This window comes from Limnohabitans sp. 63ED37-2, assembly GCF_001412535.1.
In the GTDB taxonomy this organism is placed as follows: Bacteria; Pseudomonadota; Gammaproteobacteria; order Burkholderiales; family Burkholderiaceae_C; genus Limnohabitans_A.
In genome coordinates, this window is the sequence record NZ_CP011774.1 from 2,192,349 (window position 1) to 2,218,706 (window position 26,358).

The 26,358-nt window shown below is 58.4% G+C and carries 22 protein-coding genes; 11 read left to right on the forward strand and 11 right to left on the reverse strand.

All coding sequences use genetic code 11. The features are described 5' to 3' along the window. Positions 1-65: 65 nt before the first annotated feature. A complete protein-coding gene (locus L63ED372_RS10435) occupies positions 66-2,087 on the reverse strand; it encodes a bifunctional metallophosphatase/5'-nucleotidase (protein WP_197275260.1) in 2,022 nt (673 codons plus the stop codon). A gap of 219 nt (positions 2,088-2,306) precedes the next feature. On the opposite strand from L63ED372_RS10435, the gene L63ED372_RS10440 reads away from it, so the two are divergent. Next, entirely contained in the window at positions 2,307-4,013 is a 1,707-nt protein-coding gene (locus L63ED372_RS10440) for an alkaline phosphatase D family protein (RefSeq protein ID WP_062405904.1), read from the forward strand. Positions 4,014-4,094: 81 nt separating this feature from the next. Here L63ED372_RS10440 and L63ED372_RS10445 read toward each other — a convergent pair whose 3' ends face one another. Beyond that, positions 4,095-5,243: an MGDG synthase family glycosyltransferase gene (locus L63ED372_RS10445; protein WP_062405905.1), complete on the reverse strand. Its 1,149-nt coding sequence runs from the start codon at positions 5,241-5,243 to the stop codon at positions 4,095-4,097. Between the two features lie 166 nt (positions 5,244-5,409). Between L63ED372_RS10445 and L63ED372_RS10450 the strand changes: the two genes are divergently transcribed. From L63ED372_RS10450 to L63ED372_RS10460, 3 genes are read left to right on the forward strand one after another with little or no spacing between them, the layout of a single operon-like run. Continuing rightward, positions 5,410-5,685, forward strand: coding sequence for a hypothetical protein (locus L63ED372_RS10450; RefSeq protein WP_062405906.1), 276 nt, complete (start codon positions 5,410-5,412; stop codon positions 5,683-5,685). 34 nt (positions 5,686-5,719) lie between these two features. Then, entirely contained in the window at positions 5,720-6,349 is a 630-nt protein-coding gene (locus L63ED372_RS10455) for a ParA family protein (RefSeq protein ID WP_062405907.1), read from the forward strand. Positions 6,350-6,391: 42 nt separating this feature from the next. Continuing rightward, complete coding sequence (locus L63ED372_RS10460) at positions 6,392-6,943, forward strand: TlpA disulfide reductase family protein (protein WP_197275261.1); 552 nt, start codon at positions 6,392-6,394, stop codon at positions 6,941-6,943. An 18-nt stretch (positions 6,944-6,961) separates the two neighbouring features. On the opposite strand, the gene L63ED372_RS10465 is transcribed toward L63ED372_RS10460, so the two are convergent. From L63ED372_RS10465 to L63ED372_RS10480, 4 genes are all read right to left on the reverse strand, one after another. Then, positions 6,962-9,187 carry a PhoX family protein gene (locus L63ED372_RS10465; protein WP_062405909.1) on the reverse strand — a complete coding sequence of 742 codons (2,226 nt, stop codon included), beginning with the start codon at positions 9,185-9,187 and terminating at the stop codon, positions 6,962-6,964. 92 nt (positions 9,188-9,279) lie between these two features. Then, positions 9,280-10,905 carry a S8 family peptidase gene (locus L63ED372_RS10470; RefSeq protein WP_082431675.1) on the reverse strand — a complete coding sequence of 542 codons (1,626 nt, stop codon included), beginning with the start codon at positions 10,903-10,905 and terminating at the stop codon, positions 9,280-9,282. Beyond that, positions 10,871-11,818 carry a hypothetical protein gene (locus L63ED372_RS10475; protein ID WP_062405911.1) on the reverse strand — a complete coding sequence of 316 codons (948 nt, stop codon included), beginning with the start codon at positions 11,816-11,818 and terminating at the stop codon, positions 10,871-10,873. Before L63ED372_RS10475 ends, L63ED372_RS10470 begins: the two co-directional genes overlap by 35 nt. A gap of 259 nt (positions 11,819-12,077) precedes the next feature. After that, positions 12,078-14,144 (reverse strand): PhoX family protein, encoded by a 2,067-nt coding sequence (locus L63ED372_RS10480; RefSeq protein WP_062405912.1) that lies wholly within the window; start codon positions 14,142-14,144, stop codon positions 12,078-12,080. A 239-nt stretch (positions 14,145-14,383) separates the two neighbouring features. Between L63ED372_RS10480 and L63ED372_RS10485 the strand changes: the two genes are divergently transcribed. The 7 genes from L63ED372_RS10485 (at position 14,384) to L63ED372_RS10515 (ending at position 20,889) form a co-directional block, all read left to right on the forward strand. Next, positions 14,384-15,427, forward strand: coding sequence for an ArsJ-associated glyceraldehyde-3-phosphate dehydrogenase (locus tag L63ED372_RS10485; RefSeq protein ID WP_062405913.1), 1,044 nt, complete (start codon positions 14,384-14,386; stop codon positions 15,425-15,427). Position 15,428: 1 nt separating this feature from the next. Further along, the gene (gene arsJ, locus L63ED372_RS10490; RefSeq protein WP_062405914.1) at positions 15,429-16,679 is read left to right on the forward strand and encodes an organoarsenical effux MFS transporter ArsJ; all 1,251 of its coding nucleotides are present in this window, start codon (positions 15,429-15,431) and stop codon (positions 16,677-16,679) included. 23 nt (positions 16,680-16,702) lie between these two features. Further along, positions 16,703-17,035 carry an ArsR/SmtB family transcription factor gene (locus L63ED372_RS10495; protein ID WP_062407939.1) on the forward strand — a complete coding sequence of 111 codons (333 nt, stop codon included), beginning with the start codon at positions 16,703-16,705 and terminating at the stop codon, positions 17,033-17,035. Positions 17,036-17,116: 81 nt separating this feature from the next. Beyond that, positions 17,117-17,551: an arsenate reductase ArsC gene (locus tag L63ED372_RS10500; protein WP_231624611.1), complete on the forward strand. Its 435-nt coding sequence runs from the start codon at positions 17,117-17,119 to the stop codon at positions 17,549-17,551. A gap of 58 nt (positions 17,552-17,609) precedes the next feature. Next, positions 17,610-18,638, forward strand: a complete 1,029-nt coding sequence (gene arsB, locus L63ED372_RS10505) for an ACR3 family arsenite efflux transporter (RefSeq protein WP_062405916.1) — start codon at positions 17,610-17,612, stop codon at positions 18,636-18,638. Between the two features lie 113 nt (positions 18,639-18,751). Further along, positions 18,752-20,257, forward strand: a complete 1,506-nt coding sequence (locus L63ED372_RS10510) for a Ppx/GppA phosphatase family protein (RefSeq protein WP_062405917.1) — start codon at positions 18,752-18,754, stop codon at positions 20,255-20,257. A gap of 89 nt (positions 20,258-20,346) precedes the next feature. Then, the gene (locus tag L63ED372_RS10515) at positions 20,347-20,889 is read left to right on the forward strand and encodes a hypothetical protein (protein ID WP_062405918.1); all 543 of its coding nucleotides are present in this window, start codon (positions 20,347-20,349) and stop codon (positions 20,887-20,889) included. A 21-nt stretch (positions 20,890-20,910) separates the two neighbouring features. On the opposite strand, the gene sixA is transcribed toward L63ED372_RS10515, so the two are convergent. The 5 genes from sixA to L63ED372_RS10540 form a co-directional block, all read right to left on the reverse strand. Then, on the reverse strand, positions 20,911-21,372 hold the full coding sequence (gene sixA, locus L63ED372_RS10520; RefSeq protein WP_062405919.1) for a phosphohistidine phosphatase SixA: 462 nt from the start codon (positions 21,370-21,372) through the stop codon (positions 20,911-20,913). 5 nt (positions 21,373-21,377) lie between these two features. Next, positions 21,378-23,462: a polyphosphate kinase 1 gene (ppk1, locus tag L63ED372_RS10525; RefSeq protein ID WP_062407941.1), complete on the reverse strand. Its 2,085-nt coding sequence runs from the start codon at positions 23,460-23,462 to the stop codon at positions 21,378-21,380. Positions 23,463-23,537: 75 nt separating this feature from the next. Further along, on the reverse strand, positions 23,538-24,578 hold the full coding sequence (locus L63ED372_RS10530) for a glycosyltransferase family 4 protein (protein WP_062405920.1): 1,041 nt from the start codon (positions 24,576-24,578) through the stop codon (positions 23,538-23,540). Continuing rightward, the gene (locus L63ED372_RS10535) at positions 24,575-25,504 is read right to left on the reverse strand and encodes a UDP-2,3-diacylglucosamine diphosphatase (RefSeq protein ID WP_082431677.1); all 930 of its coding nucleotides are present in this window, start codon (positions 25,502-25,504) and stop codon (positions 24,575-24,577) included. Before L63ED372_RS10535 ends, L63ED372_RS10530 begins: the two co-directional genes overlap by 4 nt. Then, positions 25,501-26,346, reverse strand: a complete 846-nt coding sequence (locus L63ED372_RS10540) for a GNAT family N-acetyltransferase (protein WP_062405921.1) — start codon at positions 26,344-26,346, stop codon at positions 25,501-25,503. The genes L63ED372_RS10535 and L63ED372_RS10540 overlap by 4 nt, the downstream gene beginning before the upstream one ends. Positions 26,347-26,358: the final 12 nt, after the last annotated feature.

Below are 26,358 nucleotides of genomic sequence, written 5' to 3' on the forward strand. Positions count from 1 at the left end.
ATACTTCTGACCATGAAACATGGCTTTAGACGACATCTTGGCTTCTTCGGTAGCAGCACACCCATTCAGTTCAAAACCGTGTCCGATCGCTGACTCAGGTTCTGAATGCGCAGGTCTTGCGCAGCTGGTGTGTCTTTCACGCCAAAGGCTGAGCTGCCAAATTGGCTCTTCATGAACTTCATGAAGGCGTCTTGTTCGCTGCCCAACAAAGCTGTGCTGGTGCTGGCAACACCTCCGCCTGTCGTGGCGGTCATGGCGGCATCCAACTTGGTCAGATTCACAAAATCGGCCGTGGCTGGGAAGGGGTAACCATCACCACCGCCGGCAGCCGTGCTCGTGCCCTCGGCCAGGAAGTTCAGCGTCACCAGGCGGAAGGTGCGCTGCGCATTGCCCACCAGCACCCCGTTTTGCACCACCACATCGCTGCCCACCTTGAGCGAACGAATGCGCTCACCCGCTGTAGTGACGGCAAAATTGGCATCCAACGCTTGCGCTGTGCGGCTTGGGTCATAACTGAAGCTCATGCCACCCACCTGGGGGAAGCGGCCCTGGCTGCCCAAGACCGCCACGCCATGCTCCAGCAAGGACTTGAGTTGTGCGGCCGTGACGTCAAAGGTCCACAACTTGTTGTTGAACTTCAAAGCCGTTTCCACCGCCAATTGAGAAATTTCACCCGACTGACGATTGGCTTCTGCGTTGGCTTTGGGTGCGGTCAGAACAGCCGCAGCAGTGGCGCCTGGCATGGCCAGAACTTCACCAATTTCAGACCGGATACCGCCACCATTTTTCAGGGAAATTTGGACCGTCGGGTCCAACAATCGGGCATACCAAAGGTTGGCATCGGCCGTTAGGTTACCGAAGTTCGTTTCCTCGTTGCGCACGGCAGCGCGGCGGCCTTCCAGAAATTCAGAGGTTTTTCCAAAGACGTTGCCGTCCTTGGACTTGAGCACGGCCTTGATGGCGTCACGCACTTGGGTGACCAGGCCTGATACGGTCACACCCCCTGCGCTGTCGTCACTCTCGCTGGTCATCCAAGCACCGGAGAGCTTGCTGTCAAAACGCTGCGGGATCAGGACACCTTTGTCGTCAAACGGCGCCATAAAGCGCCCGAGGTATTTGTAGTCGGCATCCACGTTCACCACCACCGTCGGCTGGCCCGCTGCGTCTTTGGTTTCATAGGGGTAATCACCTGCGGATTTGTCACCTGTGCGCAGTACATCGTTGGCATCGGACAGCAACGTGTTGGAGCCCCCGGCGACGATGATGTCCACATTTTTCAAACGCTGTGCCAAGGCTTTTTCAATGGCCAAGGTTTGCATGTGGGCCAACAGCACCACCTTGTTGATGCCCGCTGCGGTCATCTCGTCCACCCCTTTTTGGATGGTCGCCGCCAGTCCGGCCACATCCACTTCGCTGCTGGTCAGCACGGGTGTGAACTGCAGTTTTCCGGGGGAGGTGATGTTGGCAAACACGGGTGAGCTGGCACCGATGACGCCAATTTTTTGACCGCCAACGTCCACCACCGTCCAGCCGGTCAACTTGCCAGATTGCTCTTGCGCCTTACCACCGTTGGCCAACTTGAGAGCAGCCACTTCAGAGTCCGCTGCAAAGTCAACGTTGTAGGCCAGATAAGGAAAACGAGCACCCGACCATGCGCCACTGGGTTTGATCATGTCAGCAAACTGCTTGGTGCCCAAATCCAACTCATGGTTTCCGATGGCAGAGGCCTGAACGCCCATCGCGTTCAAGAATGCAATGTCAGCACGCCCCACTTCGGCCACACCCAGTGCGGCACTCAAACTGGTGTCGTTGGCCGCATTAAAACGTGGCCCAGGGATGTAGTTGTCACCCGAACTGACCGTGAGAGTTTGCTGGGGGTACTGAGCGCGAAATTTGTTGATGAGGCCTGACAAATTCGCCACGCTGTTGAGAGCCGTGCTGTCGGAGCCATCGGCATCCGAGATGTGCAACAGCTGCAGGGTGAAGGCCGCTTCAGGTGCTGCATTGCTCGTGCCGCCGCAAGCGCTGAGCATGAGCGCAGAAGCCACCGTGGCGATCAGGAGTCTTCGAGTCAGAAGTTGTTTCATATCAGTGACTTTCATGGGTGATTGATCTCTTTGAAGTTAGCCACCCCATGTGACATCGAAATGAAAAATTGATGACGTATGTTTGAAAAGTCAAATCCACCAAATCAAGAATGATGATTTTTTAGATGCGCACAAATTTTTAATTGATTTGTCATATCAGCATCACTCAGACCCTGCAAATTACCCTTGTTTTATCCATCTAACCCACAGGAGTTTTCAGTGACCACATCCACATCACGCCGCGAATTTGTCGTGCGCATCGCCAGTGTTTCCGCTGTTCTGGCCACAGGCGCGGGCTTGTCTGCTTGTGGCGGTGACAAAGCCCAAGCAGAATTCAACTTTGGGGTCGCCAGTGGCGATCCACTGGCTGACAAAGTGATCCTTTGGACACACGCCAAATTTCCGGGCATCGATGCAGATGTCTCATTGCGTTACCAGGTTTCCAAAGATGCCGGATTCACGCAAGTGGTCAACGAAGGTTCGGCAGTGGCCTCATTGGCCACAGGTTTCACCGCCAAAGTCGATGCCAGTGGACTCCAAGCGGGTACTGCTTATTTTTACCGCTTCAGCCAAGGTGGCAACCACTCACCCGTGGGGCAAACACGCACCTTGCCTCAAACGGCAGAGAGCCTCAAATTGGCCGTCATGAGCTGTACCAACTTCCCCACCGGATTCTTCAATGTGTATGCCGAAGTGGCCAAAAGCGATGCTGAGTTTGCCCTGCATTTGGGCGACTACATCTACGAATATGCAGCAGATGGTTACGCCTCATCGTCGGCGGCCGCATTGGGCCGTGTGTCATTGCCAGGCACCGAGTTGCGCACCTTGGCCGATTACCGCGCCCGCCATGCCCAATACAAGAGCGATCCCGACAGCAAGAACCTGCATGCGCTCAAACCCATGATCGCGGTTTGGGATGACCATGAAATCGCCAACGACGCCTTCAAAGATGGTGCAGAAAACCACACCACAGCCACAGAGGGCGCCTGGGCTGACCGCAAGGCTGCCGCTTTGCAGGCTTATCACGAGTGGATGCCCATCAGGACCGGAACGGATAAAACCAAAATTTACCGCAGCTTCAACTTTGGCAACCTGGTGAGTCTGCACATGCTGGACACGCGCTTGATCGGCCGTGATGCACAAATTGAGATTGGCGAACTGGCGGGGGCTGCGGGTCCTGCCGCGCGAAACGCAGCACTGAGCGCATTTTCCTCACCCACGCGCCAAATGCTGGGCACCGAACAAATGCAATGGTTGCAAGGCCAGTTGGCTGCCAGCACTGCGCGTTGGCAAGTGCTGGGACAGCAAGTGCTCATGGGACGCATGGAGTTTCCAGTCTCGGTGTTGGCGGCACTGAACCCTTCAGACTTGTCTCCAGCTGCTCAGCAGGCTGGACAAAAAGCCGTGACCGATTACCTGACCGCCAAAGCCACACCGACTGGCGCACGCACACCCGCCCAAGCTGCTTTGATGGACACCACACTCAATCCCAAACTGGGATACAACCTGGACGCATGGGATGGTTATGTGGTCGCCCGCGAAACCTTGCTCATGACGGCCTACCAATTGCAAAAACGCCTGGTGGTACTGGCTGGCGACACCCACAACGCCTGGCACAGTGATCTGACCCTGATGGGCCTGGCCGATCCTCGCTTGGCTGGCACCAAGGTGGGTGAAGAGTTCGCCACTTCGTCGGTCAGCTCACCAGGCCTTGAAAACTATTTGGTGACTTTGAGCCCGGCACAGATCAAAGGCATTTTTGAAGGCGTGGTCGATGACCTCAATTGGATGGATGCTTCCAAGCGGGGGTTTCTGAAAATGAGCTTCTCTGCGGCCGAAGCCAAGGGCGAATGGTTCTTTGTGGACACCATCAGCAGCAGGGCTTACACCAGCGTTCTGGGCAACACACGCACCCAGCAGGCTTGAGTCACGCACACCCGACAGGTCATGCGCCCATGGGTGCCTGACTTTTTTATGGGGCTTGTCGCAAACGGCCTGCGCAGGAGATCAACTTGTTTGGAGTGCTGATTTGGGTGTTTGTTTAGGCATGATTTGCGCCAAAGATGCCACGACCTCAAAAACCGCTTGGTTGTTGATTTCTTGGACATGTTTTTGGTAGCGGGTCAAATCATCCAGAACAGCTTCGACCACACCAGGCAGTTCACTGACCGAGCCGATGACCTTGCCCAACTGGTTCTCTTCAACCCAGGTCGTGTTGTAGCGTTCTTGCGGCATGGTGGCGGCATTGCGGAAGGTGATGACCGGCAGCCCCATGTGTACCGCTTCACTCAAACTGCCCGGGCCAGGCTTGCCCACAAAATAGTCGCACAGCTGCATGAACTGATCGATGTCTTTGGTGAAGCCCAACACAAGGTGGTACATAGACGGTGATTGAGCAGCCATTTTCTGAGCCAAGGTGTTGTTGTGCCCTGCCACAAAAATCAATTGCCGATCTGGCAAGGCCTTGGCAATTTTGAGCATGTCATTGGAGCCATGCCCACCAAACAGAACCAAACCCGTGGGCCGATTGGGATCCAAGCCCAGTTCAACGAAGCGCTGACCCTTGTCCACACAAGACTTGCGATAGAAGCTGGGGCGCAAAATCATGCCAGAGGTCTGGATGATGGATGCGGCGTCATAACCCTGGCTTGCCGCCTGTGATGCCGCAAACTCTGTGCCGCAGATGATGTACTGACCTTGATTGGGCTCTATCCAAAAGTTAGGGGGGTAATCGGCCATGTCGGTGAGGACCGTGACATAGGGAACACCCGGCAACTCGTCACGCAAGGCCTCGTACATGACCTTGTTGAAATTGGGCACCAACGAGACCACCAAATGAGGCTGGGTATTGCGCCAGAACGATCTCATCTTCTTTTTGAGCGTGGGCAGTGTCAGCCGAATCATGGCCTGAAACAGCTTGAGTTCGGTGGCCAGGCCCCGTGTCCACCCCCGTTTGAGTCTCATGTTGTAAAGATCTTCAGGCGCAAAGCCTGTCAATTTTTGGTAATAGCGGTCTGAGTCAATGACTTCAAACAGGTTCACCAGCGTGACAGCCCAGTCGGGCTGCGCTTGGGCGATGACTTCTTGGAGTGCGAGTGCGGCAGAACGGTGCCCGCCTCCGGCGTTGAAATAAATGAGCTGTACATCGTGTGCCATGGCCTTGTAGCTTGACCGATGCGAATGACACCGACATGACCATGCCCGTCCTTTTCATCACAGGAAAAAATTCGGAATTTGAATTGCAATTGCCATATCTTGTTCACAAAAATTTCACATAAAAAGGAATCCATCACACCCACAATCAAGATTTTTGAATTTCATCATGCGTGCCATCAAAAAAGTCCGTCAGCTCATTGCCCACGAGCCCTTAAATCCCACGGCTCAGATTTTTGCCCGATTGATTTCTTCCTTGGTCGACGAAGTGGATTTCTCACTCAAGGATCTGTATGAACTGGGCACCTCAGATTTCCAGTTGGCCATGGACATCTTGCAAGAGTGGCGGCTGGACCGTTATTACATGGGCAAAGCCAAAACATTCGATGTGGCCATGCAAGCCCTGCAGTTGAACCAGCCCAAGTCGAGCAAGCCCAAGGCTTGAGGCCCGTCGATTTTTTCAAGTCAGGATTTGATTCATGCGAATTGCTTCATTTGTGGGACAAAAGGGCGGTGTCGGCAAAAGCACATTGGCCCGAGTCTTGGCCGTGGCTGCGGCCCGTGCGCAGCACAAGGTGTTGATCGGTGACTTCGATCTGGAGCAACTCACCTGCGTCGAGTGGGGTGCACTGAGGTTGCGCAACGGCATTGAGCCCGAGATTGAAGCCCGCGCTTTCAAGAGCCTTAAAAAGTTACGCAAAACCGTGGAGGGCTATGACCTGGTGGTGGTGGACACCCGGGGCTTGGCCGACGAACTGACCGAAGATGTCAGCCGCGAAAGTGACGTGGTGTTCTTGCCCACAGGCACCTCGATGGATGATCTCCGACCCACCTTGGCGCTGGCCCGCAAGCTGGCCAAAACCCGCTCTGTGGGCAACAAGATTGTCATCGTCTTGTCCAAAACGGGCCGTTCGGAGCGCTTGCTCGAACAAGCCGAAGCCACCATTGCCGAGGCAGGTTTTGACATGCTCAATGCTGTCTGGCCAGAGCGTGACGGCTTTCAAGCCGATCTGGATGTGGGCCGCGCTGGCAGCGAGTCGAGCAACCCACACCTCAAACAAGCGGCCCAAGATGTGGAGCGCGCGCTGCTGACTTTGGCCATGACCTGAACTTGGGGGGCCAAGGTGTCATGGGGCAAAATGGTGCGCTCCATGAACCACTCATCTGAAATGACCATGGCTTCTCAAACACGCAGGCAACTGGCCCTGGGCTTAGGCCTGGGCGCTTTGTGGCCCTGGGCCAGCGCACTGGCCCAAGCCCCCTCCGAAGCGGCCCTCGAAGCTCTGGCACCCGCCATGCCCCGCTTGGGAGATGTGCTCAAGGTGCCGTCCATCCGTTTGCTGACTGGCCAGAACTTCCAGTACGAGCGCCAGCCTTTGCTGCTGTATTGGTGGTCCAGCACCTGCCCCTTTTGCGCCTTGCAAAGCCCCAGCATGCAGGCCTTATGGGATTCGCAAAAAAGCCGAGGCCTGCGCATGCTGGCCTTGTCCATCGACAAAAAGCCCGAAGATGCCCAAGCTTATCTGCAAAAACGCGGCTACACCTTCCCCTCGGCTTGGGCCAGCCCGGCGTGGCGCCAACAATTTCCCAAACCGAAGGGCTTGCCCATCACGCTCTTGATGGACAGCCAGCACAAAGTGATGCTGGCAGAAAAGGGCCAAATGTTCGCCGAGGATGTCGAAGCCATCTCTCGGCTGCTCTGAACACTTGGCCCCTGGGCTTTAGAGCCCGATCACGCCACCGTCAGTGCGGGTGATCACGATGGTCGCCGAACGTGGGCGGCCTTGCGGGCCATAACCTGCATTGCCTGGCCACATGCTTTGGGGGGCCGAGCCCGAAGCCAAAGGCTTGGACAATTCACCCGGGTGCTGGATGTTGACGAACAGGGTTCTGCCATCAGCGGTCTCGGTGATCCCGGTGACTTCAGCACCCTGAGGTGCCACCAGAAAGCGGCGCAGTTTGGCTTCGCCCAAGGCTGCACCCAAGAAGCTTTCTTGTGTGCCGTTTTGCTCAACGCCACCCACCATCATCTTGTTTTTCACGGTCACTTTGCCGCCGTCACCCACCTGGCCCGGAATGGCGGCCAGCATCATGCAGTTGGTCTCGTCGGTGAAAGCGCCGTCGTCGGTCTGGATCCAGCAAATGCCGGTGGCTTTGCTGAACCACAGACCGTCTGGCGATGAGAACGAGTTCTTGGCCGTCAAGCCCGACAAGTTGGCGTCACCCGAGTCTTCCTCAGCACCGAACAAGAAGATGTCCCAAGCAAAGGTCTTGGCCGAGGCTTGGTGGCCAGGCTCTTTGAAGCGGATGATGTGGCCGTGTGGGTTGCCCGTGCCTTTTTTCCCGTCCAAGTCCATGTAAGCGCGTGGGTTGGCGGCATCGACCTTGGTGGGCGTGCGGTTGGCCGCATTGTTGTTGGTCAATGCGAAGTACACCTCGCCATTGCGGTAGTTGACCGCGCCCCACTCCGGGCGGTCCATCTTGGTGGCGCCCACGGCGTCTGCTGCAAAGCGTGCATTGATGAACACATCACCCTGATTGGCAAACTTGTAGGTGCTGTGGTTGGCAATGCGCGGGTCAGCGATGGTCAGCTCCAGCCACTCACCTTGGCCTGTGGAATCAAAGCGGGCGACGTACAACTTGCCTTCGCTCAGGTACTTGTCACCGGCCACCAAACCGCCACCCACATCGCGGGGGTCCCACACCGCGGTACTCACAAACTTGTAGATGTATTCGTTGCGTGAATCACAACCCATGTAGAAAGCCAAGGGCTGACCCGCCACAGGCACGCTGCACACAGCGGCTTCGTGTGCGAAGCGGCCCATGGCCACGCGCTTGACGGGTGTGGAGTTAGGGGCCAATGGGTCAATTTCGACGTTGTAGCCAAAGGTGTTGGCCTCATTGCGGAAATCACGCTCGGCGTTGGCACCGGTGGCCGCCAAGTTCCAGCGGGCAAAACGGTCGTCGGTGGCCGATACGGTGTGCCAGCCCTGGCTGGGTGCGCGGGTGGCGCCTGCTGCTGGAGCCGATGAGGGCACACCATAGCGCTTGCGTGCAGCCACTTCTTTGGCTGGGAGCGCAGCACCATTGGCCGTGGTCTGGAAGTAATAAGCCCAGTTTTCTTCGCAGCCCAAATACGTGCCCCATGGCGTTTTGCCATGGCCGCAGTTGTTCAGCGTGCCACGCGCCATGGCACCCGCCGTGTCCCAGCGGGTGACCATGAAGCTGCGGATCGCATCGATGTGGGCGCGGGGGCCGCTGATGCGCACGGGGGTTTGTGCGGTGATGCGGCGGTTCAGCGGTGAGTCTTGCTTGATGCGCCAGCCTTGTGGTGTTTTGACGATCTCGACCACCGAAACGCCGTGGTGGTTGATCTCTTTGAGCACTTCCAACTCGGGGCGTGTGCCCAAGTCCCAGTCACCAAACTGCGTAAACTTTTTGCCCACCACGCCATTGGACGTTTGGCCGTTGGGGTGCATGAAGTGCGCGTCGGCCGAGCTTTCGTGGTTCACACACAGCACAGCACGGCCGGTTTCGTTCTCGGTGTAGCGTCCGTTGGCATCGATGTAATAAATGTCCATGCCGTCGTGGTGATCGCCCACGCGACGCGACCAGTCGTCGGCTTCCGTGCCTTTGTTGGAGTAAGCGGCCAGGGCCGAGTCCAGCGCATCGCCTGTGGCGTGCAAGACGCTGTATTGGTAACCGGGTGGCAGCATGACGTTGTCGAGCAGACTTTTTTCGACAGAAGGAAAACCCAGGGCCTTGGGCGCAGCGGCCATACCCGAAGTCAAAGTGGCGCAACCGGGCAGCATGGCCAGGCCAGCCAAACCCAAACCACCACGCAACAAACCACGGCGCATGGGGTTTTGCAGGGACTGGTTCAAAACGTCCTGAAAATGAGGGTTGTTTGAGGTGTTGTGAATGGGATCGTGGTCGTGGTGTGACATGCATTGCTCCAAAATTTACATTGGACAATCGAGTTGTGAAAGTTTGATGTCAACCCTCCAGCCCAAACCCCAGAAGTGACATTCTTGCTGGATCAATGTCCCGTCAACACCAGCCGCCATTGGAGCAGACGCCCTGTATCGCCCTCTTGCAGGTCCTGGACGCGCAAACGCCAGTTACCTGCTGCGTTTTCACCCATGTGGCGCACACTGTGAAAAGTCCATCCTTGACTGAAATCGCCGCAGCCCCCTGTGAAGTCTTTGCTGCAAAAATGGGGACGCGCCAGGACACTGCGATGCCCTGTTGGCGAGTTGAGCTCTATTTGCAAATCAGCCCCATAGGCGTGCTCCGCCTGAACCGTGACTTCCACCGACTCCAGCACCGACAAATTACACACAGAAAAACGGTGGCCCAAGCTCAAACCCGCATCTGGTGCATCACCGATGTTTTGCTGGATGCTCAACAAACCACTGTCGCAGCGGCGTTCGGCAGGCAGTCCGCGAAAGACCCGAGCAGCTGCGATGCTGTCACCTGCATGCACACGGCCAAACCCCACCATAGGGTGGTAGCCGTGGCTGTTCATGACCGAAGGCTCTGCAGCTTCCGCTCCGAGCGATGCAGCTCTGGCAGTTCGCGCCAAGAGCCAGCGAACATCGCGCCAGCTCAATGCAGGGTTGGCTTGGAGCATCAGCGCCACCACGCCTGACACCATGGGTGCAGACGCAGAGGTGCCTCCTGCAAAAGCTGCATAGTCAGCACTTTCAGCCTGCGTACCACCTGAGAGCCCTCTCGGTCCAGCCAAGTCAGTGGTCCAGATGTCAGCCCCGCCCTCTGCACGACGCAACAGCGACATCGAAGGGGCGCTGACCAGTACATTTGCTCCCGGCTCGGCATAGGTAGGTGGTCGGCCTGTGTGGTCCACAGCGCCCACCGCCAACACGCCGGGCTGGTTGGCGTAACCATCTCGGTTGCTGTCATCATCGGCTCCCCCATTGCCCGCGGCAAACACCACAACGGCACCACGCCCCTGCCGACCCTGAGACAGTGCACGGCCCAATGCCTCGCGCCAAAGGGGATCAGCTCGCTGGTAACTTCGACCTTGCCCAGCTTGCGGGTCCAGAAAACCCCAACTGTTGTTGACGATGTCGGCACCCTGATCCAGGGCCGAAACGAGTGCCTGCCCGACCCGGCCGTTCGACAAACCGTCCAAGGCCAAAAATTTAGCCTGGGGCGCTACACCTCGCCCCCCGATGCTGTTGTCGGCGCGGGCCACGGCAATACCCACCACGGCGGTGCCATGTGCATCGTCCCACTCACCGGCGCGGTCGTTGTAGGGCGCGTCTGCTGGCGCAAAAGGTGTCGAAGGGTTGGGTGTGGTCAGAAAGCCTTTGACCGTGTGTAAGTTGGCCACCAGGTCCGGATGGCTGATCTGCACCGCGCCATCTACAAAGGCGATCAGAACACCTCGGCCAGTCTCTGCAACACCTTGCAAGCCCAAGTCTATGCCAGGCAAGCCACCCCCTTGCCCGGTGTTGAACAAATGCCACTGTTGCGAAAGCAAAGGGTCCGGGCCGGGAACCTCGGTCGGTACGGCAGGTGCGGTCAGCAAGGCCTGCGAATCCCCGCCACCACAAGCTGTCAACAGACCCACCAACAGCCCAATGGACACAGCCGTGCGCATCGCCTCACTCCACGGGCGCAAATACAAGTTCAATGGCATATTCAGTGGCCTGAGGCCCCGTCTGCTGGAACCACAAAGTCATGGGACCGGCAGTCAACTGGCCAGCCGCCACATCCTTCAACACATTGCGTTTCAGATCTTGCGGTCCCATGTGGCCATACACCAGCATGCGGTTCACATCAATGCCCGCATCAAAGACCGGCGCCCGCTGCAAGGCAAAAAAAGCGATCGGGTCAGGAGAAACATAGTGCACCAGCCGCAAGGCCTGTAGCCGCTGACCCACCGGGATTTCCCAGCGGATGTAGTCGGCGTCGCCCCGCACCACAGAACCATGTAACACCACCGTCCGCGCCTGCTGCAAGGACAACATGCTGGGCTGAATCGGGTTGCCCGAGGCTTCATGCCAAGTCGGACTGCCCGGCTCCATCAAATTGACCCGCTCAAAAGGCGACGGGTTGCCCGCCAGGTCCACTTGGCGCAGCCACATCACGGGCAAGGCATTGCCCAAAACCGCCAAACGATTGCCGGTGCCAGGCCACCATGTGCGCTGGTCGTCCATCGAGTACTCCCAGCTGCCCTGGGGCTCGATGCCACTGACACGCACCAGACGGGTCAGTTCCTGGGTGGCGACTTCCGCTTGAACTGGGGCCGGGGGCGTGGTGTCCAGCACGCAGCTGACCATCACGATTTCCGAGGTTCTCCCAAGGTCGTCGCGGGCACGGACCCAGATGGATTTGGCCCCATCCCCCCGGACATCGAAAAAGTCACCCTCACCTCGTGTCCAGGTGACGCCCATGTCAAAAGAATACTCCCAGCCCACCAAACTGCTGACCTGCCAGGCGCCAATGCGGGTCACGCCATCGGACACACTCAGGCCCGTGTCAGTGAAAGAGAGAACCGGTTTGGCCAGAACAACGGCCACCGGATTGGGCGAAGGCAGTTCGTTGGGCATCCCTGAATGGACACCGGCCCCGGAATGACCGAGGCCACTGCCGCCACCACCACAAGCGGCCAAACTTCCGGCCAGAACAAGTGAGGCCAGCAACCGGTTTACCCAGCTGCCATCATTCTGAGACAGGCATTCGAGAACTTGGGGAGGCATCGCATTCATATGGGGTCAACCATCTTTGGATAAGAAAAAACAAATGGGCCACCCTCAGGGTGGCCCAAGCTCAGCGGCAGACGCAGACAGGATCTGCCAAAAGCCAGTTTCAGGTGCCGATCACGCCACCATCGTTTTTGCGAATGACCACAGTGCCGGAGCGCGGACGACCGGCGCTGGAGCCGTCAGGCCACTTGGAAAAAGCCGTTGGGTTGGCATTGATCCAAGCGTCCTTGTCTGTCGCCGACTTGTAGGCTGCAGGCGCATTCGGGTGGCTACCCACTTCACCTGGGTGCTGGATGTTGATGAACATGGTGCGACCATCCGGTGTCCAGCAAACGCCTGTGACCTCGCAGCCCGCAGGGCCCACCAGGAAACGTGTGATTTTCTTGGTGGTGGTGTCGGCCACTAACATCTGGTTGTTGCCTTGGTTGACGTAATCACCTGTGTTGGAGTACTGGCCATCCGTTTGAATCCAGAGGCGGCCTTCGGGGTCGACCTGAATGCCATCGGGCGAGTTGAAGGTGTTGCTGGCGTCGATGTTGCTTGAGCCCTTCTTGGTACCCTCCAGAGCTGGATTGCCGGCGATCACAAAGATGTCCCAGTTGAACGTCAAGGCTGCGGCATCGGCACCCATTTCATTGATGCGGATCACATGGCCCCAGTTGTTGACGGCACGGGGGTTGGCCTCATCCAAAGCGGGGCGAGCAGAACCGGCGGTGGTCGAACCGTTGACGTTGTTGGAAGATGGCGTAGCTGCACTGCCGCGGCGGTTGTTGTTGGTGCAGGCCAGGAAGACTTCACCGGGCTTCGTGCGGTTGGCAGCCACCCATTCTGGGCGGTCCATCATGGTGGCGCCCACACGGTCTGCGGCCTGGCGGGCCTTGATCAGCACTTCGGCCTGGTTGGCAAATCCGTTCTCGGCGGTCAGACCGTTTTGACCATGCACTAAGGGCAGCCAAGCGCCGGTGCCTTGGTTGTCACCCACCACAGTGCCTGCATCAAAGCGGGCCACATACAAGATGCCGGCGTCGAGCAGATTGGCGCCGCTGGCCTTGTTGGCAGCGTCATAGGTCCCGGTCGACACGAATTTGTAGAGGTACTCGTTGCGTTCGTCGCAGCCGGTGTATACCACGGCCTTGTTGGTCTTGGAGAGCACGCATTCTGCGTTCTCATGCTTGAAGCGGCCCAAGGCAGTGCGCTTTTTGGGCTTGCTGGTGGGCGAATAGGGGTCGATCTCGACGACCCAACCAAATCGATTGGGTTCGTTGGGGTTGACCGCCAGATCAAAGCGGGGGTCACCCTTGTGCCAGCCGTAGCCAAAACCCGCAGCAGCCAGGCCGTAGCGGTTTTGCAGGGTGTCGGGTGTCCAACCGGCTGCGTCGGTGCCAAAGTAGCCGTTGAAGTTCTCTTCGCAGGTGATGAAGGTGCCCCAAGGCGTCTGGCCAGCACCGCAGTTGTTGAGCGTGCCCAACACTTCGGTGCCGGTGGCGTCGGCGGCGGTCTTGAGCAGGTCGTGGCCAGCTGCAGGGCCTGTCAGGGTCATGGGGGTGTAACCCGTGATTCGGCGGTTGTAGGTGGAGTTCTTCACATACTCCCACTTGCCAGCGGCATTGCGCTGAACTTCGATGACCGACACACCGTGACCAGCGACCTGTTTTTTCGTGTTGTCAGGGATTTCGGGCTTGTTGAAATTGGCCACATTGTGGAAGTACTCGGGATTGATGTACTCGTGGTTCATGGCCAAGATGCCGCGGCTGTTGCCATCGGTGCCGGGGAAGGGGAAGAAATTGATGCCATCGTGGTTGTCACCCGACTGCACTTCTTGTTCGCGCCAAGTCTCGCTGGCATCGCCCTTGAATGCTGAGGCAGTGGCTGTGATCGGGTCGCCCCAGCGGTACATCACGTCGGCTGTGTAACCCTCGGGTACAACGATGGCATCACCGCTGCTGGTGGCCACGGCCTTGAAGCCAATGCTGCCTGCAGCAGGAGCCGAGCTGCCACCGCAGGCTGTCAAGGCGCTGCCGAAAATACCGAGCAAACCCAATGCAGCACCGGATTTGAGCATGTTGCGGCGGCTGGGGTTGCGAGCGATTTCACGCTCGATCAGATCATGCAAATGGTCATTGGCTGAGGTGTTGGAAACACCATCGTCGTCACGAATGAGGCTAGACATCTTGGAAACTCCTGTGGGTTGAAAGATCCGTTTGAGACTAATCAGCCCTTGTGAAAAACTCATGACACCCATGGCGACAGTGGGCTTTACCTTCTCATTTTTTTTCGTCACAAAAGCTTCATGCCTTTGTGCTTCAGACTCAACGTGATGGGTTCCAGTGACGCTTGTTTTTTGTCATTCAAATGACACAAAGATCAGCCACAATTCGATCGTCATCGAATTAATCAGTGAGGATTTTTATGAAAGTCGGCATCAACGGAATGGGCCGCATCGGCCGTTTGGCTTTGCGTGCGGCCATGGGCGCTGCCGAGCGCCAGCAAGACGACCCCCGCGCAGGCAACCGCCTGGAGGTGGTGCACCTGAACGAACTCAAAGGTGGCGCAGCGGCCACGGCGCACTTGCTGGCTTTTGACAGCGTGCAGGGCAAGTGGCGAGAGCGCATTGAGGCGGAAGGCGACAGCCAAATTCGCATTGGTGATCGCACCCTGGGCTTTTCCTCGCACGCCAACCCGGCCGACATCCCTTGGGGCGACATGGGGGTGGACTTGGTGCTCGAATGCACGGGCAAGTTTTTGACGCCCGAAACCATTCAAGGCCACCTGGACCGCGGCGCCAAGCGCGTGATCGTGGCCGCGCCCGTCAAGGTGGGTGATGTGCTGAACATCGTGGTGGGCATCAACCACACGCTGTACAACCCAGCCAAAGACCGCATTGTCACCGCCGCATCCTGCACCACCAACTGCTTGGCCCCGGTGGTCAAAGTCGTGCACGAAGCCATCGGCATCAAGCATGGTCAGATCACCACCATCCACGACCCGACCAACACCAACTTGGTGGTCGATGCCCCACACAAAGACCTGCGCCGCGCCCGCAGCGCCATGGTCAACCTGGCCCCCACCACCACGGGCAGCGCCACGGCCATTGCCTTGATCTACCCAGAACTCAAAGGCAAGCTGAACGGCCACGCGGTGCGTGCCCCGGTGCTCAACGCATCGCTCACCGACTGCGTGTTCGAGATGAAGCGCGAGACCAGCGCCGAAGAGGTCAACGCCTTGTTCGCCGCTGCGGCCCAAGGCCCGCTGGCGGGCATCTTGGGTTATGAGGAGCGCCCCTTGGTCAGCGCCGATTACGCCCGCGACACGCGAAGCAGCATCGTGGACGCGCTGTCGACCATGGTGACCGACGGCACACTGCTCAAAATTTACGCTTGGTACGACAACGAAATGGGCTATGCCTGCCGCATGGTGGACCTGGCCTGCCACATGAACGACGTCGGCATCTGAGATGAACGCCGCTGAACGCCATTACGGCATCGTCACCGCCGCCTATTGGGGCTTCACCCTGACCGACGGCGCTTTGCGCATGTTGGTGCTGCTGCACTTTTACAAGCTCGGTTACTCGCCGTTCACGTTGGCATTTTTGTTCTTGCTCTACGAAGGTGCGGGCGTCTTGGCCAACCTGATTGGCGGCTGGCTGGCCACGCGCTTTGGCATTGCCCGCATGCTCACGGTGGGCTTGGTCACACAAATCATCGGCTTTGGCTTGCTCTCGGCCTTGCAGCCAGAGTGGACAGCGGCCATGTCGGTGGCTTGGGTGGTGTTGGCGCAAGGCGTGTGTGGTGTGGCCAAAGACCTGACCAAAACGGCCAGCAAATCGGCCATCAAGATCACGCAGGCACAAGCCAAAGACCAAGGCAACGGGCAATTGTTCAAGTGGGTGGCCTGGTTCACCGGCAGCAAAAACGCCATGAAAGGCTTTGGCTTTTTTCTGGGTGGTTTGCTGCTGGAGACGCTGGGGTTTCAGGGTTCCTTATGGGCCATGTCAGGCCTCTTGGCGCTGGTGCTCATTGGCGTGGTGACGAGCTTGCCGCCCATGATGGGCAAGAGCAAGCCTTCGGGTTCGGCCAAAGAGCTGTTCGCCAAAAACACGGGCATCAACGCGCTCGCCGCCGCCCGCGTGGCTTTGTTTGGGGCGCGTGATGTGTGGTTTGTTGTGGGCGTGCCCGTGTTCCTTTACTCAGTGGGCTGGACCTTCACCATGGTGGGTGGCTTTTTGGCGGCTTGGACGATTGGTTATGGCTTGGTGCAAGCGCTGGCGCCACAGATCGTTCGCCGCAGCGCCGATGGCCTGAGCCGCGAGGTGCCTGCCGCGCGTTGGTGGTCGGCGGTGCTCACGCTCATTCCACTGGGCATTGCCGCAGCCATGTATTGGCAAGCGCCGCATCTGCAGTGGTGGGTGGTGGGGGGCCTGAGTTTGTTTGGCTTTGCCTTTGCCATCAACTCCTCGGTACACAGCTATTTGGTGCTGGCCTATGCGGGCTCTGAAAAAGCGGCCGAAGACGTGGGCTTTTATTACGCCGCCAACGCGCTGGGCCGCTTCATGGGCACGCTGCTGTCGGGCATGCTCTACCAATGGGGCGGGCTTTTGTACGCACTCTTGGGCTCGGCCTTGATGCTGCTCTTGTGCTGGCTGGCCACACTTCGATTGCCCGTGGGTTTGCTCACCGAAACGCCCGTTTCAAAGGACACACCATGAACCCCATTTCTCTTTTCAGCGTCATGGACGAAGACGTGGCCGTCAAGGCCTTGGCGGCTTTGGCACAAAGCTCGCGCATCAAAGTGTTCCGCGCCATTGTGGGCACGGGGCCTGAGGGCATTCAGCCCGGCCAATTGTCTGCGGCGCTCGACATTCCGGCCAATACCTTGTCGTTCCACCTCAAAGAACTGCACCACGCGGCCTTGGTCAGCGTGCAGCGCGAAGGCCGTTTTTTGCGCTACCGCGCCGATCTAGGCGCGATGCAAAGCCTGATGGACTTTTTGACCGCCCATTGCTGCCAGGGTGTGCCCTGCGGCGACGCGCTCAATCTGGCTTGCGAGCCAGGCCGCTGTTGAATCCCCTTGTTCGAACGGAGAAAAACCTTGTCCACACACAACATCCTCTTCATCTGCACTGGCAATTCCTCCCGCAGCATCATGGCCGAGGCCATCATGAATCACCTGGGCCCCAACCGCTTTGTGGCTTACAGCGCGGGCAGCCGTCCTGCCGGTCATGTCAATGCGCATGCTTTGCACTGCCTTGAACGCAATCAACTGAGCACCGTAGGCTTGCGCAGCAAAAGCTGGTCCGAGTTTGCGGCACCCGATGCGCCCACCATGGGCTTCGTGATCACCGTCTGTGACAACGCGGCGGGCGAGGTCTGCCCCGTCTGGCCGGGTCAGCCCATGACCGCACACTGGGGCGTGGAAGACCCTGGCCACATTGGCACCACCGACGCCGAAAAAGCCAAAGCTTTTTGGGATGCTTTCATGAAACTGCACCGGCGCATTTCGATTCTGCTGAGTTTGCCCATTGACAAGCTCGAGCGGCTGGCTTTGAAAAAAGAGCTCGATCAAATCGGCCGTTCTTGAACCGGTCATCAAAAACCCTGCCAGCCTAAAACCACAACGCTTGAAGTGACCACACGACATGGGATTTTTTGAACGCTTTTTGTCGATTTGGGTGGCTTTGGGCATTGCGGCTGGGGTGGGCTTGGGCCTACTGGTGCCCGGCGTGTTTCAGACCGTAGCCGAACTTGAATTTGCACACGTCAATCTGGTGGTAGCGGTGTTCATCTGGGTCATGATTTTCCCAATGATGGTGCAAATCGACTGGAACGCCGTGAAAGACGTGAGCCAAAAGCCGCAAGGTCTTTGGCTCACGCTGGTGGTCAACTGGCTCATCAAGCCCTTCACCATGGCCGCACTGGGTGTGCTGTTTTTCCAATACCTGTTTACGCCCTGGGTCGATCCACAATCGGCTCAAGAATACATCGCAGGCATGATCTTGCTGGGTGTGGCCCCTTGCACCGCCATGGTGTTCGTGTGGAGCCAACTGGTCAAGGGTGACGCCAACTACACCTTGGTACAGGTCTCCGTGAACGACCTCATCATGGTGGTGGCATTTGCGCCAATTGCGGGCTTCTTGCTGGGTGTGACCGATGTGACGGTGCCTTGGGAAACGCTCTTGCTGTCCACCGTTTTGTATGTGGTGTTACCACTAGCGGCCGGCATGCTCTGCCGCCGGCTGTGGCTCGCTCGAGGGACTGAGCACTTGCAGCGGCGCATGGCCCAACTCAAGCCCTGGTCGGTCTCCGGCTTAATCACCACTGTGGTCTTGTTGTTTGGCTTTCAGGCGCAAACCATCATCGACAAACCGTTCGTGATCGCCATGATTGCCGCGCCCTTGGTACTGCAGACTTATGGCATTTTCTTCCTTTCTTGGTGGGGCGCTCGGTGGCTGAAATTACCGCACAACGTGGCTGGCCCCGCTTGCCTGATCGGCACCTCCAACTTTTTTGAACTCGCGGTAGCAGTAGCCATCTCGCTGTTTGGCCTGAATTCGGGTGCGGCCTTGGCCACCGTGGTGGGCGTTCTGGTGGAAGTGCCTGTGATGCTGACGCTTGTGGCATTGGTCAACCGCTGGGCAGTGCACAAAGACGATCAGATTTACAAATGAGCGAGCGCTCCAGGCTGGGCCCCCAGGTCAGATTCGCACGCATGTCATCTGGATTTCACAATACAGTCACATAATCCACATTTCGCCCGTCCGCACTCGCCCCGCCCCACCCTATGCAAACCCATTCCCTGTACGCCGCCATCGACCTGGGCTCCAACAGTTTTCGCCTCGAAATCGGTCAGATGGATGCGGGTCAGCTGCGGCGGGTGGAGTACATCAAGGAAACCGTGCGGCAAGGCAACGGCCTGGACAGCGAGCGCAACCTGAGCGAAGACGCCATGGTCCGTGGCTGGGAGTGCCTGGCCCGTTTTGGCGAGCGGATTGCGGATTTTCAGCCTCACCAGGTGCGGGCCGTAGCGACTCAGACCTTGCGCGAGGCCCGCAACCGCGACGTGTTTCTGGCCAAGGCCAAACAGATTTTGGGCTTTCCGATTGAGGTGATTGCCGGGCGCGAAGAAGCCCGATTGATTTACCTGGGTGTGTCGCACCTGCTGCCGCAGTCGGACGAACGCCGCTTGGTGGTAGACATTGGCGGTCGCTCCACCGAGATGATTTTGGGCCAACACGAAACCGCCAGTACCCTGGAGTCTTACCGCGTAGGCAGCGTCGCTTGGTCCATGAAATACTTCCCCGATGGCATGTGGACCCCTCAGGCCTTCAAGGCCGCCGAGATAGGTGCTTTGGCCGTGCTGGATGAAGCGCACAGCCTCTTTAACCGCCAACACTGGGACAAGTGTTACGGCTCTTCAGGCACCGTGGGCGCGGTGTCCGACATCCTGACTCAGGCAGGCTGGCCTGAGGGACGCGTCACGCGCGATGGTTTGAATTGGCTCAAAGAGCGATTATTCAAGGCCCAAAAGCTGGACAACCTGCGCCTGGATGGCGTCAAGGAAGACCGCAAACCCGTTATTGGTGGCGGTCTGGCAGTTTTGCAAGCGGTGTTTGATCTGCTGCAAATCGATGAAATGCATGCCGCTCAAGGCGCCTTGCGCCATGGCGCACTTTACGATTTGATCGACCGCGAAACGCCCCAAGATGTCCGCGCGTCCATGGTCAGCTGGTTGGCCCAACGCTTTGGCACCGATGCGCAGCAGGCGGACCGGGTCTCCCGCACGGCCCAAGGCTTGTTACAAGCCATGATCGCGTCGGATCGAACCGATGTGCCCCAAAGCGAGCAGCAACGCCATTTGCAAAAACTGCACTGGGCATGCCAGCTCCACGAAGTGGGCATGCGCATCTCGCACAGCGATTACCACAAGCACGGTGCCTACATCCTCGACAACACCGACCTGCCCGGCTTCACTTTGGACGAACTCCATCGCCTGAGCCAGCTGGTTTTGGGCCACCGCGGCAAGCTGCGCAAGCTCGAAGCCGAGCTGCAAAACACCCGCTTTGTCCAACAGCTGATGGCCCTGCGCTTGGCGGTCATCTTGTGCCATGCCCGACGCGACCCGGATTTGTCGGGTTTGCACATCCAGTGTGATGCAGGTCGACGCAACGCCAGCCTTCAGATGGACAGCGATTGGGTTGAACTCTGGCCCCAATCTGCCCATTTGCTGCGTGAAGAAAAGAACGCTTGGCAAAAGACGGAATGGGTTTTTCAGGTGGCTGTGAACTGAATTCCCCTGATTTTGGCGTTCAAAATCTTGCCTGTTCAAAATCAACGGTATAAACTGTATGCACCGTTAATTTTGAAAGTCGAGTGACCATGAACGCCACAACCTCCTCCGCAACCCCAGTCACCACCGCAGCGAGCCCGTCATCTGCCGCTGGCAAGTCTGCTGTGAAAGTTGCCGCCAAACCTGCTGCTAAGCCTGCCACCAAGGCAGCATCCGCAAAAAAAACCCCTGTCAAAGCCACCCGAAAAACCGCCGCCAAAGCGCCCAAAAGCAAACCAAGCCCTGCGCAAGCGGCGCCACTGAGCCCACCGGCCACGCCCAACAAGGCCAAGACCGGCCCGGCCAAAGCCGCTCAGCCTAAAGCGGTGGACAAGAAAAAGTCGGGCGCCCCAGCCAAGGCTGCCAAAGAGAAAAAGGTCAAAGTGGTGCGCGACAGCTTCACCCTGCCCAAGACCGAGCTGCTGCAAATCACCGAGATGAAAAAACGCGCCATGGCTCTGGGCGTAGAAGTCAAGAAAAGCGAGCTGATCCGCGCAGGCCTGCAGGCTTTGGCGGGCATGGCCGACACCGCTTTCAAGAAAGCCATGTCCAACGTGCCCACCATCAAGACCGGGCGACCTGCCAAAGACTGAAGGCGCGACACACCGCGTGGGTCAAATCCGCTCTGGGCACGTCACGGCCATCAACACGGTTTGTGACTGGCCTTCGCGGATGCGGTGGCGCAGCCACCAGACCGCGCCTTTGCGGATGGCGCATGCGGCCTCGGGCATGCCCATCAATTGCGCCACCAAACCGCCCAGCGCCGGTTGGTGCCCCACCAGCAAGACCGGATAACGGGCTTCGGGCCAACCCGAGGTTTCCAGCACGTCGGTCACACTGGCCCCGGGGGACAGTGCATCGCGCACCTTGTATTTGCGGCCCAAGGCTCTGACGGTTTGCTCCGCCCGCACAGCCGGGCTGCTGAGCACCCGGGTGCCTTGCGGCAGCTGGGCGTCGAGCCATGTGGCCATGCGTTCGGCCTGTTTGCGCCCTCGAGGGGTCAAAGCCCTTTGCATGTCGTCCTCAAGCGGCTCGGCCTCATGGGCTTCAGCATGACGCCAAATGATCAAGTCCATGGCGCTCACTTCCGCACGGGCGAAGCGTCGTAACGTTGCATCAGCGCTTGCTGCGCACCGGGTCCGGGAGCCGTCAGGCCCACGCGGTGGTACTGGCCGTCAGGGGCCAAGTCCCAAGCATCCCGCCCATCGTGCAGGTAGGCGATCAGGCATTCATCGATGATGCGCTGGCGCAGCAGCGGGTCGGTCACAGGCCAAGCCAGTTCGATGCGGCGCGTCATGTTGCGGCTCATCCAGTCGGCACTCGACAAGTACAGCGATTCGTCCTGGTCGGCACAAAAGTAAAACACCCGCGAGTGTTCCAAAAAGCGGCCAATCACCGAGCGCACCCGAATGTTGTCGCTCAAACCCGCCACCCCTGCGGGCAGCATGCAGGCCCCACGAACGATCAAATCGATCTTGGCACCTTTTTGCCCGGCTGCCAACAAGGCCTCCATCAAGGGCTCATCGGTGAGGGCGTTCATCTTGATGACAATGCGCCCGGTCGCACCACGCGCTGCGGCATCGCCCACGGCCTCGATGAGGGTCTGCATCTGGGCATGCAAAGTGAAGGGCGCGACCAGCACGCGCTTCATTTTCGGCAAGCGGCTTTGGCTAGCCAGATGACCGAACAACTGATCCATGTCCGCGGTGATCTCCGCATTGGACGTGAGGTAACTGAGGTCGGTGTACAGCGCAGCGGTGCGGCGGTTGTAGTTGCCGGTCGACAGATGGCCGTAGCGGCGCAACACACGGCCTTCACGGCGGGTGACCAGCAGCATTTTGGCGTGCGTCTTCAGGCCCACAATGCCGTAGACCACCTGGGCACCGATCGATTCGAGCTGCTCGGCCCAGTTGATGTTGGCCTCTTCGTCAAATCGGGCTTTGAGCTCCACCACCGCCGTCACTTCTTTGCCCCGGCGCACCGCCTCACGCAGCAAATCCATCATGGTGGTGTCGCTGCCGGCACGGTAAATGGTTTGTTTGATGGCCAACACGTTCGGGTCCATCACCGCTTCGCGCAAAAAGGCGAGCACACCGTCGAAGCTTTCAAAAGGTTGGTGGATCAGCACATCACCTTCTTTGAGCCGGTTGAACACCGAGCCGTGCTGCGGCAACTGCACCGGAAAGCTGGCCTTGAAGGGGGGGAAAAGCAAGTCGGGCGCAGCCACCAGATCGATGAGTTGCATAAGCCGCACCAAGTTCACCGGGCCATTCACCCGGAACACAGCCGCTTCGGGCAGGCGAAACTCTTTGCGCAAAAATTCCGCCAAACGGGGGGCACAGTTGGACGACACCTCCAGGCGTACCGCTTGACCATAGTTGCGGTGTTGCAGCCCCTGGCGCAAGGCCATGCGCAAATTGGCAATCTCGTCTTCATCAACCGCCAAGTCCGAATGGCGCGTGACCCTGAACTGGGAAAACTGTCCAACCTCACGACCCGGGAACAACTCAGCCAGATGGGCGCGGATCACGCTGGACAAGAGCACAAAAGCCTTGCTGCCCTCACACACACGGTCCGGCAAGGGAATCACCCGTGGCAACACACGCGGCACTTTGACGATGGCGATTTCGTTGGCACGCCCGAAAGCATCTTTGCCCGACAACTGAACAATGAAGTTGAGCGATTTGTTGGCCACTTGCGGAAAAGGATGGGCTGGGTCCAGACCCACGGGCACCAGCAGAGGTTGCACCTCGCGCTGGAAATAGCTGCGCACCCAACGGCGTTGCTCGGCATTGCGCTCACCATGCGACAACAAGCGGTAACCGTGCCGCTGCAAAGTGGGCAGCAAATCGTCGTTGTACAGCGCGTATTGCCGCGCCACCATGGCATTGGTTTTGTCGGCAATCGCCTCCAAGCTGTTGTGGGTGTATTGGCCGGACTTGATCTCCTGCAAGCTGCCCATCACATGCGGCTCGGCCCGCACCTCAAAGAACTCGTCCAAGTTCGAAGACACGATGCACAGGTAACGCAAGCGCTCGAGCACAGGCACTTCGGGGCGGTGCGCCCAGTCGAGCACCCGTTCATTGAACGCCAAAATACTCAGGTCTCGGTCCAGAAATTTCGAATCAGGCCCTGCCGATGTGTTCTGAGAAAGTATGGGGGACATGACATGCATCTGAAGAGTTTCAAGGGAGTCTAGAAATCCTTCAAGTCAATTTGATGACAACGGCGTGAATTCATGTCATGGTTTTCCCTCAACCTTGATAGGCGTCAAAAAAGATCTGAACAAAGCCACGGCATGAGGCCAAGCAAAGACCTCTGACCTGATTCGGGCCTCTTGGCGCGGCAACTTCAAAGCTTGGAAAGTGGCTTCAGCCAAGTCTTCACCCAGCACTCCCCCTGTGGTCTGTCCTTGGTCTGCGCCCATCACCTGCAAAGGTCCATCCACAGGATACGCCGCAACCGGCGTACCACAGGCCATGGCTTCAAGCATCACGAGGCCAAAGGTTTCGTTGCGAGAGGGGAAAACAAACACATCTGCCGCCGCATAGACCTGTGCCAGCTGGGGACGAGGCAACACCCCCATCCACACCACACCTGGATAACGTGCCTTCAACGAATCGGCCAAAGGGCCCTCGCCACATACGATGCGTGTGCCCTTCCAGGGCATGTCCAAAAAAGCATCGATGTTTTTTTCGTAGGACACACGGCCCACATACAAAGCCCAAGGCCTTGCCAGCGGCTGCAGTTCAGGCAAATCGAGGGGCTGCGGCTGGTAGGAGAACAAGGACAGGTCCACCCCATGGGTCCAAGGCTTCAGGTTCTGAAAGCCCCGTGCTTTCAGCATCTGCAAAACACCTTGGGTGGGCACCATCACCCCCGAAGAGGGTTTGTGGAAATGGCGAAAGAGGGCATAACCCAAAAACAAAGGTACACGCAATGCCGCCTTGAGAATTTCAGGAAACTTGGTGTGAAAAGCCGTGGTGAAGCGCCAGCCTCTTTTGAGGCAGTGCTTGCGTGCAGCCCAACCCAAAGGGCCTTCTGTGGCGATGTGCACCGCATCGGGCGACAACTTGTCGAGCATCTCGGCCAAGTGCTTGTAAGGACGAACCGCAATGTCAATACCCGCGTAACCTGGGCAGGGTCGATTGTTGAATTGCCCCGGGTGAAACACACAGACTTCAACACCCAATGGACCCAAAGCTTCCACCAATTCATACAAGGTGGTCACCACCCCATTGACCTGTGGATGCCAGGCATCGGTGATCAAAGCCAGCTTCATGCGGTGACCACCTGCGCGGGCAATGTATTCACGACCACCGCTTGACCGGCCCAGTGGATGATTTCCAAACGGCCGTCGGCGTGCTCCACCAAAGCGGTGCGGCTCTCGACCCAGTCGCCATCGTTGCAGTACAAGGTGCCGTTCACATCGCGAATTTCAGCGTGGTGAATGTGGCCACACACCACCCCGTCAAAGCCTCGGCGTTTGGCCTCTTGTGCCACCGCCACCTCAAAGTCGCTGATGAAATTGACCGCTTTTTTGACCTTGAGCTTGAGGTAGGCCGATAAGGACCAGTACTCCAGACCGATGCGGGCCCTGAAGCTGTTGAGGTGGCGGTTGAGCCGCAATGTCAACTCATACAACCAGTCACCCACATACGCCAGCCACTTGGCGCACTGGATCACGCCATCAAAATGGTCGCCGTGCACCACCCACAACTTGAGGCCTTGGGCCGTGGTGTGCGACGTGTCGTGCAGCACCTCGACCCCGCCAAAGGCATGGCCCACAAAATGCCTGGCGAACTCGTCGTGGTTGCCCGGCACATAAATCACGCGGCAGCCTTTACGCGCCCGACGCAACAACTTTTGCACCACATCGTTGTGGCTTTGTGGCCAGAACCAGCGCCTGCGCAATTGCCACCCGTCCACAATGTCGCCGACCAAATACAGCACATCGCTGGGGTGGTGTTTCAAAAAGTCCAGCAAGGCTTCGGCCTGAAAACCAGGTGTGCCAATGTGCAGGTCCGAAATGAAAATCGCCCGCAAACGGGGTCGGCCTGCGGGCGTAGGGTCTTCATCGGGGTCTTCGGGCCCTTGACTCAAAGGGGGCACAAGCCCTGGAAAAGTCTGAACCAAGCTGTCATCTAAGCCCGCGTAAGCGGTTTTGAAAAGACCCGCAGCAGGTGCGGCTTCGGCGACAGTGGTCATAACGCCCCCATGGAAAAGTGCTTGCGGTAGCGCTGGGGCAAATCGGCCGTGCGCATCATCATGGGCAGGTCGGCGGTGTTGAAATCCGGGTCCCAAGCGGGTGCGCCCAGCACCTTGGCGCCCAGACGCAAATACCCCTTGATGAGCGCGGGCGGCTCGATGGGCAAAGTCGCGTCCAACTCTTCAACGGGCAAAGGCAAACGTGGCCGTACATGGAACTGGATATCGGCCAAATGACTTTGACGCAGCTGATGCCAAATGCTGGCCGCGGCATTCCCCGTGACCAGTCCGTTGTGCAGCATAGGGATGCTGGCACAACCGATCATGGTGTCCAGACGGTTGCGGTCCATGAACTCAAACAGAGCGCCCCACAAAGCCATGATGACGCCACCATGGCGGTGATCAGGGTGAACGCAGCTGCGGCCCAACTCGACCATGCGGCCGCGCATATCGCGCAGGCGTGTCAGGTCGAACTCGGTGTCGCTGTAGGTGCTGCCTGCCCGCTTGGCCTGCACGGGCGTGAGCACCCGGTAGGTGCCAATGACCTGACCCGAAGCGCTGTCCCGCACCAGCAGGTGCTCGCAGTAATCGTCAAACAAATCGATGTCGTGACCTGGCACTGTTTTGGGCAACCGTGCGCCCAATTCGGTCGCAAAGACCTGGTGCCTCAGGCGCTGCGCTTCCCGAACTTCGTCGAGATGCGTCGCCCAGCTGACTGCAATGGTGCTTTGCACACGCCGCGGCAAAAATTCCAAACCGGTACCAGGGGACTCCGGATGAAGTGACCCCCTGGGCAATTGAACAGGGGACAGTGCGAAGGTGGGGTTTGGTAACTCTTTCATGGCTTCAGCTCC